Below are 14,728 nucleotides of genomic sequence, written 5' to 3'. Positions count from 1 at the left end.
GTCGCCGCCGCCTCGGTGCTCCATCGGCTCACCGGGATCCCTGTACGCTGCCCCGCATGGGATCTGGGCGGGTACGGGTTCGATTCGCGCCGTCTCCCACCGGCATCTTCCATGTGGGTGGGGCGCGCTCGGCACTGTTCAACTGGCTGGTGGCGCTACGCGCGGGCGGCGACTTCGTGTTGCGCATCGAGGACACCGACGCCTCCCGCAACCGGCCCGAGTGGATCGACGGCATCATCAGCGCGCTGGACTGGCTCGGGATCAGCCCCGGCCGGTACGAGGGCCCGGTGCTGCAGTCCTCGCGCGCGGACCGGCATCGGGCGGCCGCGGTCCGCCTGCAGGAGGCGGGGTTGGCGTACTTCTGCGACTGCACCCGCGACGCGCTGGCGGAACGCACGGGCAATGCCCAGCACGGCTACGACGGCTTCTGCCGCGACCGCGGGCTGGAGCCCGGCCCAGGCCGCGCGCTGCGCTTCCGCACCCCCGACGAGGGGGTGACGACGGTACGCGACCTGATCCGCGGCACCCCGGAGTTCCCGAACGACACCATCGAGGACTTCGTGATCGCGCGGGCCGACGGCTCGGCGGTGTTCCTGCTCGCCAACGTCGTCGACGACCTGGAGATGGGGATCACCCATGTCATCCGGGGCGAGGAGCACCTGTCGAACACGCCCAAGCAGCAGCTGCTGTGGGCCGCGCTCGGCGCCGGCGAGCCGCCGGTGTGGGCGCACGTGCCGGTCATCGTCAACGAGAAGCGGCAGAAGCTGTCGAAGCGGCGGGACAAGGTGGCGCTGGAGTCCTACCGGGACGAGGGCTACCTGTCCGGCGCGATGAAGAACTACCTGATGCTGCTCGGCTGGGCGCCGTCCGGTGACGACGAGATCGTGCCGTGGGAGACGATCGAGTCGGCCTTCGACCTGGCCGACGTGAAGCCGTCCCCGGCGTTCTTCGACGAGAAGAAGCTGAGGGCGTTCAACGGCGAGTACATCCGGGCACTGAGCGTCGAGGAGTTCATCGCGGCGGTGCAGCCGTGGCTGGTGCCGCCGGCGGCACCGTGGGCGGCCGAGGCGTTCGACGCCGGCGTGTTCGCCGTGGTCGCCGGGCTCGCGCAGTCCCGGTTGTCGGTGCTCTCCGAGATCGTGCCGATGGTCGACTTCCTGTTCCTGCCCGAGGCGCCGGTGGACGACGCGGCGTGGGCGAAGGCGATGAAGGGGCCGGCGGCGGAGTTGCTCGCCGACGTCCACGACGTGTTCAGCAAGGTCGAGTGGGACGCCGAGACGCTGAAGGCGACCCTGACCGAGCTCGGCGAGCGCCACGGCCTGAAGCTGGCGAAGGCGCAGGCGCCGGTGCGGGTGGCCGTCACCGGGCGGACCGTGGGGCTGCCGCTGTTCGAGTCGCTGGAAGTGCTCGGCCGGGAGGCCACCCGCCGGCGACTGGCCGCGGCCCGGGAGCGGCTGGCCGCAGGCTGAGGCACCGCTCGGGCGGTGCTCGGCCACGGTTCGGGGAGCGGTCACCACCGCCGTGGGCCGAGGCTGATGAGCCCGGGCCGCGGCTGGGACGGGCCGCGACCCGGGCTAGGGAGACCCACCGGAGGTCGGGGTTACCTCCGCCGGGTGAAGCTCGGATCCACCAGGTCGTCTCCGGTGCTCCCGAGCACCGGGTTCGACAGTGACCAGCACATCTCCTGGGGCCTAAAGGAGTCTTAAGATCAGCTCAAGACAAGCTGTGATCTCATAATCACGATCCGTCGACAGCAGGGTCACATCCGGTGATAACCCGCCAAGGCGAGCCCCACCCGGTCAGGGCTCGTCGTGGCCACGGGTGGAGGCCCCGCGCGGGATGCGCTGGCGTGGGCTGAGCGTCTCCCATTCCTGCGCCCAGGCGGCCAGGGGCTCGATCACGCCCTGCAGCCGCCGGCCGTGGGTGGTCAGCCGGTACTCGCCGACCTCGTCCACCTCGACGAGGCCGGCCTCTCGCAGCTCCCGCAGCCGCTGCACGAGCTGCGTCTGCGGGGCGTCCAGCCGGGCCGCCAGCGTGCGGAACGGCAGCGAGCCACCCCGCAGATGCCAGTAGAGGCCGAGCGCGAACCGGCGGCCCAGCAGGTCCACCAGGGCGGCGAGGCCGGGCGGTGCCCCACCCGCAACCTCGGCCGGCGCCGGGCCGCCCGATCGTCCCTGCCCCGCCGCCCGTCCCCGCGCCGGCCTGGCCTGCCTCATCGACATGCCCTGCTCCGATTCGTCACGCCCTCGACCCCGCCACCGGACCACCGTGCTCTCCGCGCGGCCGGCAGGGGCGGGGTGTCGGCGGTGACCAGAATCACCCCTGGGGCGGCAGTCGTAGGTGCGGCCGACGGTCACGACAGGCGGCTCCGACGGCCGAACCACCCGACAACGCCCCATCCGACGCATACCGGCGCGGCACCTCCTGCCGGCCTCCTCCCGGGACGGCGCAACGGCGACACGCCCGGCCGGTCAGTGGGCGCCGATCGAGCTGACCCCGTTCGAGCCGTGGGCCGCCACCGGGCGGAACGGCCGTGTCCCGGACGACTCGGCCTCCCCGGCGAACAGGCCGCGGACCCGGTGGAAAACCGTCCCGGCCTGCGCGGACACGACACCGGCGGCGCCCTGCACCTCCGGCCGTTCCCGAACCTCCCGCAGCTGCCGCATGATCACGTCGTAGTGTTCGCGTCCGCCTCGGGACCCCAGGACGTACCCGAAGCCGAGTGCGATGACGACGCTGGGCCTGATGCGCATGTTGCCTCCCGGGAGACCGATGGACGTACTGGCGGATGGCCGCCGGCCGGTCGGCGTTGTGCCGTCAAGTTGATTACTACCCCACGTCCATGACCGCTGGAACCTCAGGTAGGCTGACTGCGTCAGGTGCGCAGAGCACCCGGTCCCGCGTAGCTCAATTGGCAGAGCAGCCGGCTGTTAACCGGCAGGTTATAGGTTCGAGTCCTATCGCGGGAGCATCCTCACAGGCCAGACACTTGATCATTGATCAAGTGTCGATCAGGCCTGCCAGACCTTGCCCGCGGTGAACTCGCCCGCCCCCGGATGCCCGCGCGTCACGCCTCGCCGATCAGCAAGGCTGAGCGCCGCGCGCACGGCCGGCCGAGTATGCGGGGATCGAGATTCCCTTGGGCCGGAAATCCCCGCTGCGCGCCTGCCTGCATTTGCCGCCCGGGGCCCACGTCGCCGGCCTGCTCGGGGGTGACGGGGACGGCGGGGAGGTTGAGAGGGGCGGCGAAGTCCCCGGCGAAGGCGATGTCGTGCTTGCACGCGAGGTGGATGACGCCGTCGGCGGCCGCGGCGGCGTCGTGCAGGGTGTCGAGGTCGTCGAGGGATCCCGCGCGGACCTCGGGCCCCCACCGCCCGCAGGGCGACGGCCGCGGCCTCGGAGCGGGCGAGCCCGGTGACGGTGTGGCCGGCGGCGATCAGGTCGGGGACGAGCCCGCGGCCGACCCAGCCCGGCTCGGCGGTCGAGTACGCGGCCGAGTACGGGTTCGCCGAGTTGTCGTGGCGGCCTGTCGCCGCCGCTCTCGGGGTGTCGCCCACGACGTTGGTGCATCACTTCGGGACCAAGGAGCAGATGCTCGAGGCCATCCTCGGACGGTTACGGGAGCGCATGTCCGTGGCCACCCGCGACCCGCGACCCGCACGGCCACCCTCGTGATCGCCACCATCCGCGGGCGGCGGCGGCACGCCGGTGGTCACGCGGTAGCCGCCAACCCCCGGTGGCTGCCAGCGGTAGCAGCTGGCCGCTTCTTGTACGACTGTACTAGTATTTTTCTGTGCCTACTGGAAAGATTCCGACAGTGCGGCGGCACGTCGATCTCCTTCGGCCGGCCAGTGCGTTGTGTCGATAGAAGCATCTGTGGCGCCGGCCTCCCGATAGCTTGCAGCGAAAGCGCACTACTCATCTTCTCACGCGATCCTGTGATGGAGCGGCTGCCGCCAAGAAAGAACACGCTGAGCACCGAGCGCTCACCGGGCGCCGATTCTCGGCGTTCCATCCGGGATAGCCACAATCGCGGCGCACGCTGCCCCGTCACGGCCGGGCCCCCGTCGATTCCAGCGCGTCAACCATCAACGTCGGGCACGGAGACACCACATAACATACCCCTGCGACCAGGATTCATGATCTTCGGCGCCTATCACCAACCGGGCCTGGATCCACGCATCGCCCTCGAGGAATCGATCGAGCTCTTCCCGTTTGCCGAGGACCTCGGGTACGGCCTCGCGAACCACGGTGTCAGGCACTTCGAACGCGCGCTGACCGGCGTGTATCCGTTCCCCGGGACAGTTGCCCGCGAGACGCGCCGGATCCGGTTGGGCACCGGCACCGTCCCGATCGCCAACGAGAGCCCCGCCCGCCTCGCCGAGGACACCGTCACCGCCGGCCTGCTCAGCGGCGGTCGATCCGAATCCACCCGCGCGTCGAGGATCTCAGGTGGCGGATCTGGTATGGCACGGGATCAGCCGCCAGCACGGTCCGGGCAGGTGAGCTATGCCTCGGTCGCCAGCTGCCGCATTTCGCCCGTGACGAAGCCGGCACTCATATGCAGCAGGGGAAAGCCGGCCCGTACCAAATCCTGGAAATCGACGCCTACATCGACGCGTGGTCTCGAGGGGCGGGTCCAGTCGGTCGGCCCCCACGGGGCAGAATCGCAATCAGCCGCGCCCGCGGATACAACGAAGCGACATTGTCGTTGATCATCTCCCCTCATTTCCGGCTGGAGAACACGAAGCAGCTTCTTGCGCTCGTTGCCGAGCGGATCGCCCCGCAGCTTGGCTGGAAGCTGGCGGTAGCCGAGCGTGTGCCGACGGCTCGTGGGCTCGGCCTACACCTCGGCCGCCCCTGACCGACGCCGGAGCAGGGCGCCCACAGCGACCGCCGGGCCCGCGTCCCGGTTGCGCCCGACCACCCGCGGTCGACTCGGCCGGAAGGCATGCCGGGAACCGCCTCCCGGCGGGAAACGGCACCCGGCGGGAAACGGCACCCGGCGGGAAGCGGCACCCAGCGGGGCTCCCGCACTCGGGCACGCGCCAGAGCCGGCCAATCGAGCAGGTGGACCGGCGGAGACCCCGCCGCCGGCAGGCCGGGTCGGCAATACGAACGCGCAAGAAGCATTAATCCCGTTTTGACACAATTAGGTCCCGGCTCCCCACCCGACATCCCGCCGGACAGCGCGGGCACTCGACCCTTACGCGATAGTCAAGTTTTGCCGCGTCGACAGCCGCGCCCCCGCACAGGCGCCCGCCCCACAGCCGCCGCCGCCGGCACCACCGGGGTATCAGCGCCGCCTCGCTACCTTAAGTTTCCCTCAAACTCCCCGGAACCGTGGGCTCGTAGCGACATGAGGACGATCCGCGAAGTAATGTATTGGTGATATTCTTCGCACTCTCTCGTTACGGCACGGCGGAATCGGGGACACCACGTGGCGGAGTCATTGCTAACTTTACGACGGCTGTGCATTCTCTTCTTCTGCGAGCAGTATCCACCCGTCGTCTGGGACGGCGCGGGTACCTACACCGCGGCACTGGCCACGGCGCTCGCGCAGCTCGGCCACGACGTCCACGTGCTGTGCGCGCAGGGGTACCGGTTCGACGACTCGGTGGAGAACGGGGTGCACGTTCACCGGCGGCCGCTACTACGAGTGCCGGTGAGCCGCGCGCTGGGAAAGTTCGGCGCCCAACTCCGGGGGCCGCTGTACCCACGTGACTCACTGACGCTGCGGGCCAGCCTCCCGCTTTCCTACAGCCTGTGGGCCCGCCGGCTCGGGCTGCGACCGGACGTGATTGAGACGCAGGATGGCGAGACTCGCGCCCTGATCCAGGCCGCCCGCCGCTCGGTGCCGCTGGCTATTCACCTGCATTGCCCGACCATGCTCGCGGTCCGGCTCGCAGGCCAGCCGCTCGGGGCGAAGGGACTGCTCGCCGACCGGTTGGACCGAATCTCGGCCAGCCGGGCGGACGTGGTCACCTCCCCGTCGCAGCTACTCGTCGACACGCTGCGGGAGCATGGCTGGCTGGGTAACCGTGAGGTCGAGGTTATTCCCAACCCCTTCGACGCGGAGCCGTGGCTCGGCATTCCCGACGTCGCCGAGACCACGCCGACCATCGCCGTCGTGGGCCGGCTCGAGGCCTTCAAGGGGGTGGACGTCCTCCTCGACGCCTCGGCACGCCTGCGCGCTGCAGGGGTGTCGCACCGGCTGCTGCTCGCGGGGCGCTCGGCGGGTGAGATCGACGGGCTTCCCTCGGGCGAGTGGCTGGCCCGCCGGGCGTTTCAGCTCGGGCTGGACGTCGAGTTCACCGGTCACCTGTCCGGTTCCCAGCTCCACGACGTCTACCGGCGGGCCCGGGTCGTCGCCGTGCCAAGCCGCTTCGAGAGCTTCTCGATCGTCGCCGCTGAGGCGATGGCGGCCGGGCGGCCGGTGGTGACCACGAACCAGGCCGGGGTCGCGCCCTTCGTCGAGCGGTGGGAGGCCGGGTGTTCGGTGCCGGCCGGCGATCCGGCGCCGCTGGCGGACGCGCTGGCGCCGTTCCTGCTCGACCCCGCGCGGGCGAGCGCGTTCGGGGCCCGGGGGCGCCTCGGCGTGGTCGAGCTCGAACCCGCGGCCATTGCCCGCCGCAAGGTCGAGGCGTACCGCCGCGCCGTCGAGCACTTCGGGGCGCATGGCCTGCCGCAGCAGCGTCGCTGGTCAAGCGCCCCGGCCAACGACGGCCTGTACCCCGACCTGTCTCGGGAGCGGCGCCGGCACTGGCAGTGGACCGCCCCCCGCCACTGACGGTGGCATCGAACGCCGCCGCCGGTCGCCGCACCCGCTACGGGCGCCGGCTGGCGGCGGGGCCGGGCCGCCACGGGCGGTCGAAGTCAAGGTGCCGCAGCGCCCCCGCGGCGACGTAGACCTCGTACGGGCTCTGCAGCGTCGCGAGCAGCGCGCCGGTCACCGCGGCGTCGTCGGGCCCCGCGTCGCCGGGCCCCACCTGGGTGGCATGCTCCGCGAGGGCCCGGCGCTGGCGCGCCCGCAGGTCGGTCGCGTCCACCAGCAGCGGACGGCGCTCCCGCAACCGGTGGAGAGGCTGGACGAACAGCCGCTGCGCCGACCAGTCCGCCGCCCCGTACCCCAGGGTCCAGGGCCAGTGCGTCCAGAACCAGACCGTGTATTCGAGTACCTGGCCGCGGAAGCCGGTCGCCGCCACCGCCCGGCGCACCGCCTCGTTGGTCGCATCGTGGTCCGGGTGCCCCTCGCACGAGGTCGGCGCCAGGATCTGCTCGGGCGCGAGGGTCCCGATGAGCTCGCCGAGGCGTGTGGCGACGGCGTCGACCTGGTCGGTGAGCTCCGCGTCGGGAAAGCCGAGGAAGAGCACGTCGGATTCACCGACACCCAGCAGGGCGCAGGCCCGGCGGGTCTCCGCCTTACGCATCTCGATCAACTCCGCGGGCGGCAGCGTCGCCGGCTCCCCACGGGAACCGTCGCTGACGATCACGACCGTGACCGGGGTGCCGGCGGCCCGCTTGCGCAGGATGGCCACCGCGCACCCCAACGTCTCGTCGTCCGGATGCGGGGCGACGACGAGGCAGGATTTCGTCGTCATGGACGAGGTGATGTCGATGCCGCGCCGGGTCCAGGCCCGACGCCACAGCGAGCGTGCCGGCACCATCACCCGATCGCGCACCGTTTCCGGATCCCCCGGGACCACCCGGCGGACCGCCTTCGCCACATCCATCCCGTCGATCTCCCCGTGCGGCAGATTCACCCGGCCGGCCCTCGCCTGCTCCGGTGGGAGACGAGACGCCTCGCCCCCGATCTCCGGCCAGGATCACTGTAGCGAGCGGCTCCGGCGTCCTCGCCCGCAGCCGACGACCATGACGAGGTCAACCGTTGCGAGCTACGACGACATGACTGGCGACGCACCGCCGGCATCCGCACCGGTGGTGCGGATTGTGTCCGATTGATTACCATGGGCGTGTTCGGGGTAGGAGGTTCACAGGAACAGTTGTGGCTGAGTGGGTGATTAGTCGTGCCAGAGGAGGAACACCGGGACCTTTTCGAGGTACTGGACATCGCTGTCACCGAGACCGGCGCCCGGGACCATCGCATCCGGCGCGCCAACGCAGCGGCGTGCGCCATCTTCGGCCGCACCGAGTCCGAGCTCGTCGGGATGGTCTGGGAGGAAGTCTGCGTCTCGGAGGACCGGGAGCGCTGGGCCGCACAGGCCCGGCTGCGCCTGGCGACGGGGCAGCGCAGGGCCCGCCTGATGGTGCGCCTGCTACGCCCGGACGGCGCCGTCGTGCACGCTCTGTGCACCACCGCACTGCTGACCGGTCCCGACGGCGACCACTTCTTCCTGGCTCACCTTCAGGACGTGTCCGAGGAGATCGCGGCGCAGGACTGGCTACGGCTCGTAGTGGAAAACACCCCGATGTCAATCTTCCTGACGGACCGGAACGGGCGGGTCCTGGTCAGTGAGGGGATGGCGATACCGGAGGCTGCGGCGCGGCTTTCCGCGGCGCGCGAGAGCTCCGTGTTCACAACATTCGCCGAGTACCCCCAGATGCTCTCGCTGATGCGCCGGGTACTGGGCGGCGAGCGGGTCCACGAGATCGTCGAGGTGTTCGGCCGGTGCCTCGACGTGCACCTGGTGCCCATCCCGGACGCCGCCGACACGGTGGAGGTCGTCGCCGCGATCGGCACCGACATCACCGATCGCCAGCATGCCCTGGCGAACCTGCGAATCCGGTCCGCCGAACAGGCCCTCGTCGCCGACCTCGGCCAACGGGCGTTGGAGGCCGAAACCCCGGCCGCCCTGTGGGAACACGCGGTGACAGCGCTGGCCGACCATCTCGACGCCGACCTCGTGCAGGCCCATGAGGTGGACGAGACCGGCGAGCGGCGCGGCCTGCTCGCCCGCGCGGATCGGCGCGAACCCCCCGCAGCGCCCCCGCTCCCCACCGACCCGACGCGCACCGAGGAGGCCGAGGACGCGGGTTTTCTGACGGTCCCCGTCGGGCGAGCCGACCGGATCCTCGCGATGGTCGAGGTCCACCGGCCGCCAGGCGCAGCGCCGTTCACCGATCAGGACACCCGGTTCCTCCACTCCGTCGCCGCGGTGCTCGGCTCGGCGGCCATCCGCTTCCGGATGGAGAGCGAGATCCGCCACCGCTCCCTGCACGACGGTCTCACCGGGCTGCCGAACCGCACCGCGCTCCTCGATCACCTCGACCGGGCGCTGCGCCGCGCCCAGCACAACGACCGGCAGGTCGGCGTCCTCTTCGTCGACCTCGACGGCTTCAAAGCGGTCAACGACACCCTCGGGCACCGCAGCGGCGACGAGGTGCTGCGGACCGCTGCCGCCCGGCTGGTCCAAGCGGTACGACCCGGTGACCTGGTCGGCCGGCTCTCCGGCGACGAGTTCGCCGTCCTGTGCGAGGACGTCACCAGCATCGCGGATCTGGCGGCGATCGCCGACCGGGTACTCGTGGCGCTGGCGATGCCGAGCCGGCTACGCGAACGCTCGATCGTCCTCACCGGCAGCATCGGCCTCGCTCTGTCCGGCCCCCTGCTGGGCGACGGCGAGCACCTGCTGAACGCCGCCGACATCGCGATGTACGCCGCGAAACGAGCCGGCCCGGGACAGCGCGTCGCCTACGACCGGTCCATGCGCACCGGGCTGATGGACCAGCTCGGCCATGCCGACGCGCCGCGGCACGCCCCGAACGCGAGCAACCTGACCACGCTGCAGGTCACCGCGGTGTCGACGCTCCTGCACGGCGTGCTCTGACGCGGGCACCGGGCCGGTCGCGGCGCCCCGGAGCCGTCGACCGCTTCGGATCCTCGCCCACCGGTTGGGCCAGGGCGATCCCGCTGTCCGGCGACGGCGACGGCGACGATGCGGCCGGCAGCCATCACGACGAGGTGGGTGGCGTACCGGCAGGCCTGGTTGAGGTCGTGCAGGACGGCGACCAACGTGCGGCCGTGGTTCTCGTGCAGGTCCGAGCACAGGTCCAGCACGTCGAACTGGTGGGTGATGTCGAGGAAGGTGGTCGGCTCGTCGAGCAGGAGGATCGGCGTCTCCTGCGCCAGCGCCATCGCCAGCCAGACCCGCTGGCGTTGCCCGCCGGAGAGCTCGTCTGGTGCGGATACCGGCCGCGGCTGACGAGGTCGAAGACGGTGATGCCGTCCGGCGCGATCGCGGTCTGCGGGAGCAGGCCGAGGCGGCGGGCGATCTCCTTCGACGGCAACGACGCGATCTGCGCGCCGTCGAGACGCACCGTGCCGGCAGTCGGCCGCATCACCCGGGCGAGCGCGCGCAGGAGAGTGGACTTCCCGCAGGCGTTGGGACCCACGATCACGGTGAAAGCACCGTCGGGGATGCGCACCGCGAGGCCCTCGGCAACGATCCGCCGGTCATAGGCGAGGGTCAGCTCCTCACCGAGCAGCCGGGCTGACGGAGGACCAGCCGCACTCTCGGAAGCCGGCGGACGGCCGGCGCCGCGCGGAGCCGGCGGGAGCAGCCGCCGCCAAGGTGCGAACGCCACCCGTCCTCCCCCGCTGTCGGGCCGCCGTGCTGTGGCCGCCACCGCCGGGCCCGCGCCGCCGGCCGAGGCACCCGCGCCTCACGGACAGGCCGGGCAAGCAGCCGAAACTCTTGAATGTTTGGTTAGGTTGCCTTCAAGTCATCGCCACCGTCGACGTCAACGGCGACCCGATCGCCGAGACGCACCGTCCCGGGCCGCACGACTCGGGTGACGACGCCCAGCGTGATCCCGGTCGGGCCGCGCCGACGGGCCAGGGCGCGCAGGCCGTTCCAGTCCGCCGTGCCGGTGTCGGGTGACCGGGTGATGACGACGCATCGCCCGAGCGGCTCCGTGACCTCGACGACGAGCTCGCCGATCCCGACCCGCCGGCCGACCCAGGTGTCCTCCTCGAACGGCGCGGTTCCGTCGACGGTGACCGTCATCCGGAAGCGTCGCGGGTCCCGACCAGCCGAGGCCGCCTGCGCGACCTGCTCCACGGAGCCCGAGCCGAGCATCGTGACCGGGCCCTCGTCCCAGCCGACGCCGATCCGTTCGGCCAGCACCAGGGACACCGGCTGCCCCAGGTAGTCCGACAGCGCCTCGGCCGGCGGCCCGGGCACCACCCGACCGGCCCGCCGCTTGCCGAGGAACGTCCCGGCGACCTGCTGATCGGACGGCGCGAGGGGCCCCTCGGCGGTGGAGCCGCCGGGAAACTCCAGCACGATCCGGCCCACCGCGAGATCCAGGTCTGGCCGAACGGACGCGAGCGCCGGAAAATCACGCAAGGTCACAATTTTGCCGGCCGGGGTGATCAGGAACAGCCGCCGATCCTCGGCGACTCCGTCCGGTCCCACCGCCAGCTCGGTGCGAGAAAGGACGGCCAGAGCCTTGACCGGGGCAATCGCCAGCCCACTCACGGTGAGCATCGACCTCACGCTCCGCCTTCCCGGACGCCTAGATCAGGCACAATGCGCCGGTATCTCGTGCACGGATGCCAGCCGTTGAGACGTTCACGTCGACCGTGTGACGCCTCGATCAACATTTCATAAGGTACACCTCACTTCATCTATAGGTTCCGCTGCCGGCCCGGGCTCCGCGAATGGCACGCGGTCGCCCGGCACCATGCCGCCCCAGGTACGGTCGCCCCCGAGCGGAGCCCATCAGTCTCGTCCGGCCGCGGTGGGACACGGTCGGCGCGCTCGTCGGGAGCCGACCGGCGATGACGCCGCGGCCACCGGCGTCCTCGGTGGTCTGCGCTTCGCGGGTCCGCTGGCCACCTCCCGGCAACGCACCTGACGTCCACGAGAAACCGCCTCGCAACTCTCACCAGCGGATTCCTTTCCGCGGCGGCGCGGCGGGTTTGCCGGCGCTGCTGAGAAGCAACCACGAGGCGTCGAACCACCATGGCCGAGATCGCCGCGAATCACCCCGAAGGTAGAGTGACGATAGTTCGGCGGACTCTGGGCGGGGGCCACGAGGCACGCGTCGGGCCAAGGGGGCTGGGCATGTCGGTCGCGGGGCCGCCGAGGGAGCGCTCTCGGCGTCGGTTTGTCGCCGTCGTCGTCGTCCTTGCGATATTTGCTGTTGCCCTGCCGGTCGCCTGGTGGCTTGCGACGGTGCAGCAGAAGCCGTCGCAGCCCAGCCGTTCCGGATGCAGCGAGGTACACATCTTCACCGGCAACGAGCAGTCGCCGTACTGGAAATTTGCGATGGCACTGCAAAGGCAGCTCAGCGATCATCTGGACAAGACGACAGTCGTGCCCTGGAAAACCCAAGGCGGTGCGGAAAATCTCTACGATCTTGAAGGGTACGCCCGGTGCGGGGTCGCGATAGCCAAGCTCAATGTGGCGGTGGACGCGGCCTACGGCGTCAACCAGTTCAACTCCGACTCGGCCGAGGACACGTCTTCCTCGATACCTCCGCACCAAATAAAGGGGCTGCGGACGATCGGGCCGGTGTTCGACGACCTCATGCAGATCGTCGTCCGCGACAAGCCCAACCGGCCCGATCGGCCACATATCACCGACGTCCACCAGCTCTGCGGCCGGCCACTCGGCACCGGGCTGGCACTGTCCGGCTCGATACAGTTGACCCAAGTATTCTATCGAGAAATATGCAAAGACCAGGAACTTGACCTGAAAAAGGTCAAGAAGGACACACTGAAGAATGGCTTCAAGTACCTCAACAGCGCCGGACCCGACTTTGTTGACGCGGTCATCTGGGTGAACGCATCCCCGACCGCCGATATTCAAAATGAGATCCGGGATAACGGCGCCCGACTGCTCCCCGTCCCGGCTTCCGTGAGAAGCGCCATGAACGACAACTGGCGACAGATCTACCAGGATCAGGGAAATAATAAGTTCGCCGGCCAGAACGTAATTCTTCCAGGCATGATCTACAAGGAAGACTACGGATTGAAACAGGACATCGCGACTGTCGGCGTGCCCAACGGCCTAGTGGTCCTGAATTCCGCCGACCCAGGCCTGGTGGCGGAGTTGGCCCGGATCCTACTGGCAGACCAGGATAGTACGACTCCGCTGGCCTCCCTCTGGGGGGAAAATCCGAGGCACCGAACACTGGCGGATGTGGAGAGCTATGTGACGAGCCAGGTACCGTCCCTGTTCTGCTATGTTCCACTGCATCCGGAAGCGATCAAGGTCTACCAGGCGAAGTTCCACGTCCCTACTTGCGGGAGATCTTAGGACGGTGGTTGGCTCCCACTCCCCGGACCGGCGCCCCGTGAACGGACGCTGGTACACAACCTGCTTCGCCAGGCTCGCCTTGGCCATGGTCTTGGCGTTGATCTGCGCGTTCGCGGTGCCAAATCGGTGGCCCGGGGCGGGTGCGGTACTTCGCCCGATCGGGGTCGGGGTCGGAGTCGGGACGGTGATGTCCACAATCGCCATCACGGAGCTCCGGGTCCGCCCCAGGCCGGACGGTCTTGTGGTAGCCGTCGCCGCGTTGCTGGGCGCAGGATTCGGGGTACTACTGGCTCGTAGTCGCGGTTCCGGTCCCGGAGTACCCAGCCTACTCCCGGAGACGGCAGGCGCCCTGATCTTATCTTTCCTGATCAGCCTCTTCCTGGCGCGGTTTCCAGGCAAGAAGGTGGTCGCCGGCAACACCGACGGCGATACGGACGGCGGCGTCCGACCGGAAGAACCGGCCATCGACACAACGGCCTCGAGCACAACAAATTCAGCCAGTGATCCGCAGCCCGACTGGTCATGGGTCACGTGGGTGAGCGGGCTTCAGCGGGGTGAGCTCAACGCCATCCTGCTGGAAATTTTTCCGAGCCGGTCCGCCTTTTCTCGGTTCCTCCTGCATAAACTTGGCAAGTCGCTCAAAATATATGCTGACAGCACCCTGGGAATGGAAGACGCCATTCATCAGGTGGTAGAGGGAGCGCTAGATGAGAATTGGCTGGTGGCTCTCGTCACGGAGATCGACGCCGATCCTGAAAAAAATATCCAGTTACGAGCCTGGGCCAGTAGGACGCAACAAGAACTTCCGGCGGAGGGGATGGAATTTCAGCACGTCGAACGTTCGGTTAGATCAACGACAGATCAGCAAATCAAAGCACTCGCACAGGCATTCTACAATCAGACGGTTGCGACCCAGATCCTGGAGAAGGCCGGTGTGCCTCTGGAGAGGATACCTGGTTGGCAGCCGAACCTGAACCCCGAGCAGAACTGGCGGGAAATCCACCGAGCGCTAACCCTCGGGATCATCACGAACGGCTGGGGCCGTGTGCTCGCCGCCGCACGCCGTGAGTTGCCGGCCAATCCGTACTTCGGCGTACCAACCGCCTGATGGGTTCGGTCGGTGCGGGCGAACTCGGCCTGGGCTCGGATGGCGGTTGCGCCGGTGGCGGCTCGCAGGGTCAGGTCGAGTTCCCGGCGCTTCTCGCCGTCCGCCCCGAACTCGCGGACGATGCGGCCACCGGCCCGCAGCCGGTCGCCGCGCCACATCAGTCCCTGAAAGCGGGTGCGGAAGCGGCGGACGGCGTCGGTGCCGAACTGGTCGCTGGCCCAGGTCGCCAGGTAGCCAGCGCCGAGCATGCCGATGAATGCGGGTGAGCACCGATCGCTCCCGCATGAACCGGGCGACTATTCTTTCGTCGGTGGTGAGTTCCGGCAGCAGGAGCTTGAAGGCAAGGACGTGGCCGGACTGGTCGTGCCGACGCCACACCTCCCCCATCCCACCC

The 14,728-nt window shown here is 69.6% G+C and carries 14 protein-coding genes, 1 tRNA gene and 1 pseudogene; 11 read left to right on the top strand and 5 right to left on the bottom strand.

All coding sequences use genetic code 11. The annotated features are described in order from the left end of the window. Positions 1 to 56: 56 nt before the first annotated feature. Positions 57 to 1,469: a glutamate--tRNA ligase gene (gltX, locus tag NBZ85_RS16025; RefSeq protein ID WP_261560496.1), complete on the top strand. Its 1,413-nt coding sequence runs from the start codon at positions 57 to 59 to the stop codon at positions 1,467 to 1,469. A gap of 330 nt (positions 1,470 to 1,799) precedes the next feature. Here the strand turns inward: gltX and NBZ85_RS16020 are convergent, their stop codons facing one another. Together NBZ85_RS16020 and NBZ85_RS16015 are read right to left on the bottom strand one after the other, a co-directional pair. Continuing rightward, complete coding sequence (locus tag NBZ85_RS16020; RefSeq protein ID WP_372517816.1) at positions 1,800 to 2,216, bottom strand: winged helix-turn-helix transcriptional regulator; 417 nt, start codon at positions 2,214 to 2,216, stop codon at positions 1,800 to 1,802. A 255-nt stretch (positions 2,217 to 2,471) separates the two neighbouring features. Further along, a complete protein-coding gene (locus NBZ85_RS16015) occupies positions 2,472 to 2,753 on the bottom strand; it encodes a hypothetical protein (protein ID WP_136448658.1) in 282 nt (93 codons plus the stop codon). Positions 2,754 to 2,896: 143 nt separating this feature from the next. On the opposite strand from NBZ85_RS16015, the gene NBZ85_RS16010 reads away from it, so the two are divergent. The 6 genes from NBZ85_RS16010 (at position 2,897) to NBZ85_RS15990 (ending at position 6,790) form a co-directional block, all read left to right on the top strand. Continuing rightward, positions 2,897 to 2,969 (top strand) — tRNA-Asn (locus tag NBZ85_RS16010). A gap of 445 nt (positions 2,970 to 3,414) precedes the next feature. Beyond that, on the top strand, positions 3,415 to 3,675 hold the full coding sequence (locus NBZ85_RS16005) for a TetR/AcrR family transcriptional regulator (RefSeq protein ID WP_261558452.1): 261 nt from the start codon (positions 3,415 to 3,417) through the stop codon (positions 3,673 to 3,675). A gap of 118 nt (positions 3,676 to 3,793) precedes the next feature. Then, positions 3,794 to 3,868, top strand: a complete 75-nt coding sequence (locus tag NBZ85_RS33185) for a putative leader peptide (RefSeq protein WP_368861391.1) — start codon at positions 3,794 to 3,796, stop codon at positions 3,866 to 3,868. 271 nt (positions 3,869 to 4,139) lie between these two features. Next, positions 4,140 to 4,715, top strand: coding sequence for an LLM class flavin-dependent oxidoreductase (locus NBZ85_RS16000; protein WP_261558450.1), 576 nt, complete (start codon positions 4,140 to 4,142; stop codon positions 4,713 to 4,715). After that, positions 4,712 to 4,864: a hypothetical protein gene (locus NBZ85_RS15995; protein ID WP_261558448.1), complete on the top strand. Its 153-nt coding sequence runs from the start codon at positions 4,712 to 4,714 to the stop codon at positions 4,862 to 4,864. Before NBZ85_RS16000 ends, NBZ85_RS15995 begins: the two co-directional genes overlap by 4 nt. A gap of 576 nt (positions 4,865 to 5,440) precedes the next feature. Then, the gene (locus NBZ85_RS15990; protein WP_261558447.1) at positions 5,441 to 6,790 is read left to right on the top strand and encodes a glycosyltransferase family 4 protein; all 1,350 of its coding nucleotides are present in this window, start codon (positions 5,441 to 5,443) and stop codon (positions 6,788 to 6,790) included. Between the two features lie 37 nt (positions 6,791 to 6,827). Here NBZ85_RS15990 and NBZ85_RS15985 read toward each other — a convergent pair whose 3' ends face one another. Further along, entirely contained in the window at positions 6,828 to 7,763 is a 936-nt protein-coding gene (locus NBZ85_RS15985) for a PIG-L deacetylase family protein (RefSeq protein ID WP_261558445.1), read from the bottom strand. A 264-nt stretch (positions 7,764 to 8,027) separates the two neighbouring features. Between NBZ85_RS15985 and NBZ85_RS32685 the strand changes: the two genes are divergently transcribed. After that, positions 8,028 to 9,788, top strand: a complete 1,761-nt coding sequence (locus tag NBZ85_RS32685; RefSeq protein WP_261558444.1) for a sensor domain-containing protein — start codon at positions 8,028 to 8,030, stop codon at positions 9,786 to 9,788. A 317-nt stretch (positions 9,789 to 10,105) separates the two neighbouring features. On the opposite strand, the pseudogene NBZ85_RS33180 reads toward NBZ85_RS32685, so the two are convergent. Beyond that, positions 10,106 to 10,353, bottom strand: a pseudogene (locus tag NBZ85_RS33180) (ATP-binding cassette domain-containing protein); the annotation flags it as partial. Between the two features lie 314 nt (positions 10,354 to 10,667). Further along, on the bottom strand, positions 10,668 to 11,450 hold the full coding sequence (locus NBZ85_RS15970; RefSeq protein WP_261558436.1) for an MOSC domain-containing protein: 783 nt from the start codon (positions 11,448 to 11,450) through the stop codon (positions 10,668 to 10,670). Positions 11,451 to 12,029: 579 nt separating this feature from the next. Here NBZ85_RS15970 and NBZ85_RS15965 point away from each other — a divergent pair. The 3 genes from NBZ85_RS15965 (at position 12,030) to NBZ85_RS15955 (ending at position 14,600) form a co-directional block, all read left to right on the top strand. Continuing rightward, positions 12,030 to 13,226, top strand: a complete 1,197-nt coding sequence (locus tag NBZ85_RS15965) for a TAXI family TRAP transporter solute-binding subunit (RefSeq protein WP_261562145.1) — start codon at positions 12,030 to 12,032, stop codon at positions 13,224 to 13,226. A 187-nt stretch (positions 13,227 to 13,413) separates the two neighbouring features. Continuing rightward, positions 13,414 to 14,334 (top strand): effector-associated domain EAD1-containing protein, encoded by a 921-nt coding sequence (locus tag NBZ85_RS15960; protein WP_261562144.1) that lies wholly within the window; start codon positions 13,414 to 13,416, stop codon positions 14,332 to 14,334. Next, on the top strand, positions 14,334 to 14,600 hold the full coding sequence (locus NBZ85_RS15955) for a hypothetical protein (protein WP_261562143.1): 267 nt from the start codon (positions 14,334 to 14,336) through the stop codon (positions 14,598 to 14,600). The genes NBZ85_RS15960 and NBZ85_RS15955 overlap by 1 nt, the downstream gene beginning before the upstream one ends. Positions 14,601 to 14,728: the final 128 nt, after the last annotated feature.

It is taken from the genome of Frankia tisae, assembly GCF_025403405.1.
Classification (GTDB): Bacteria; Actinomycetota; Actinomycetes; order Frankiales; family Frankiaceae; genus Frankia; species Frankia tisai.
This window is presented reverse-complemented; position numbering and strand designations above follow the sequence as displayed.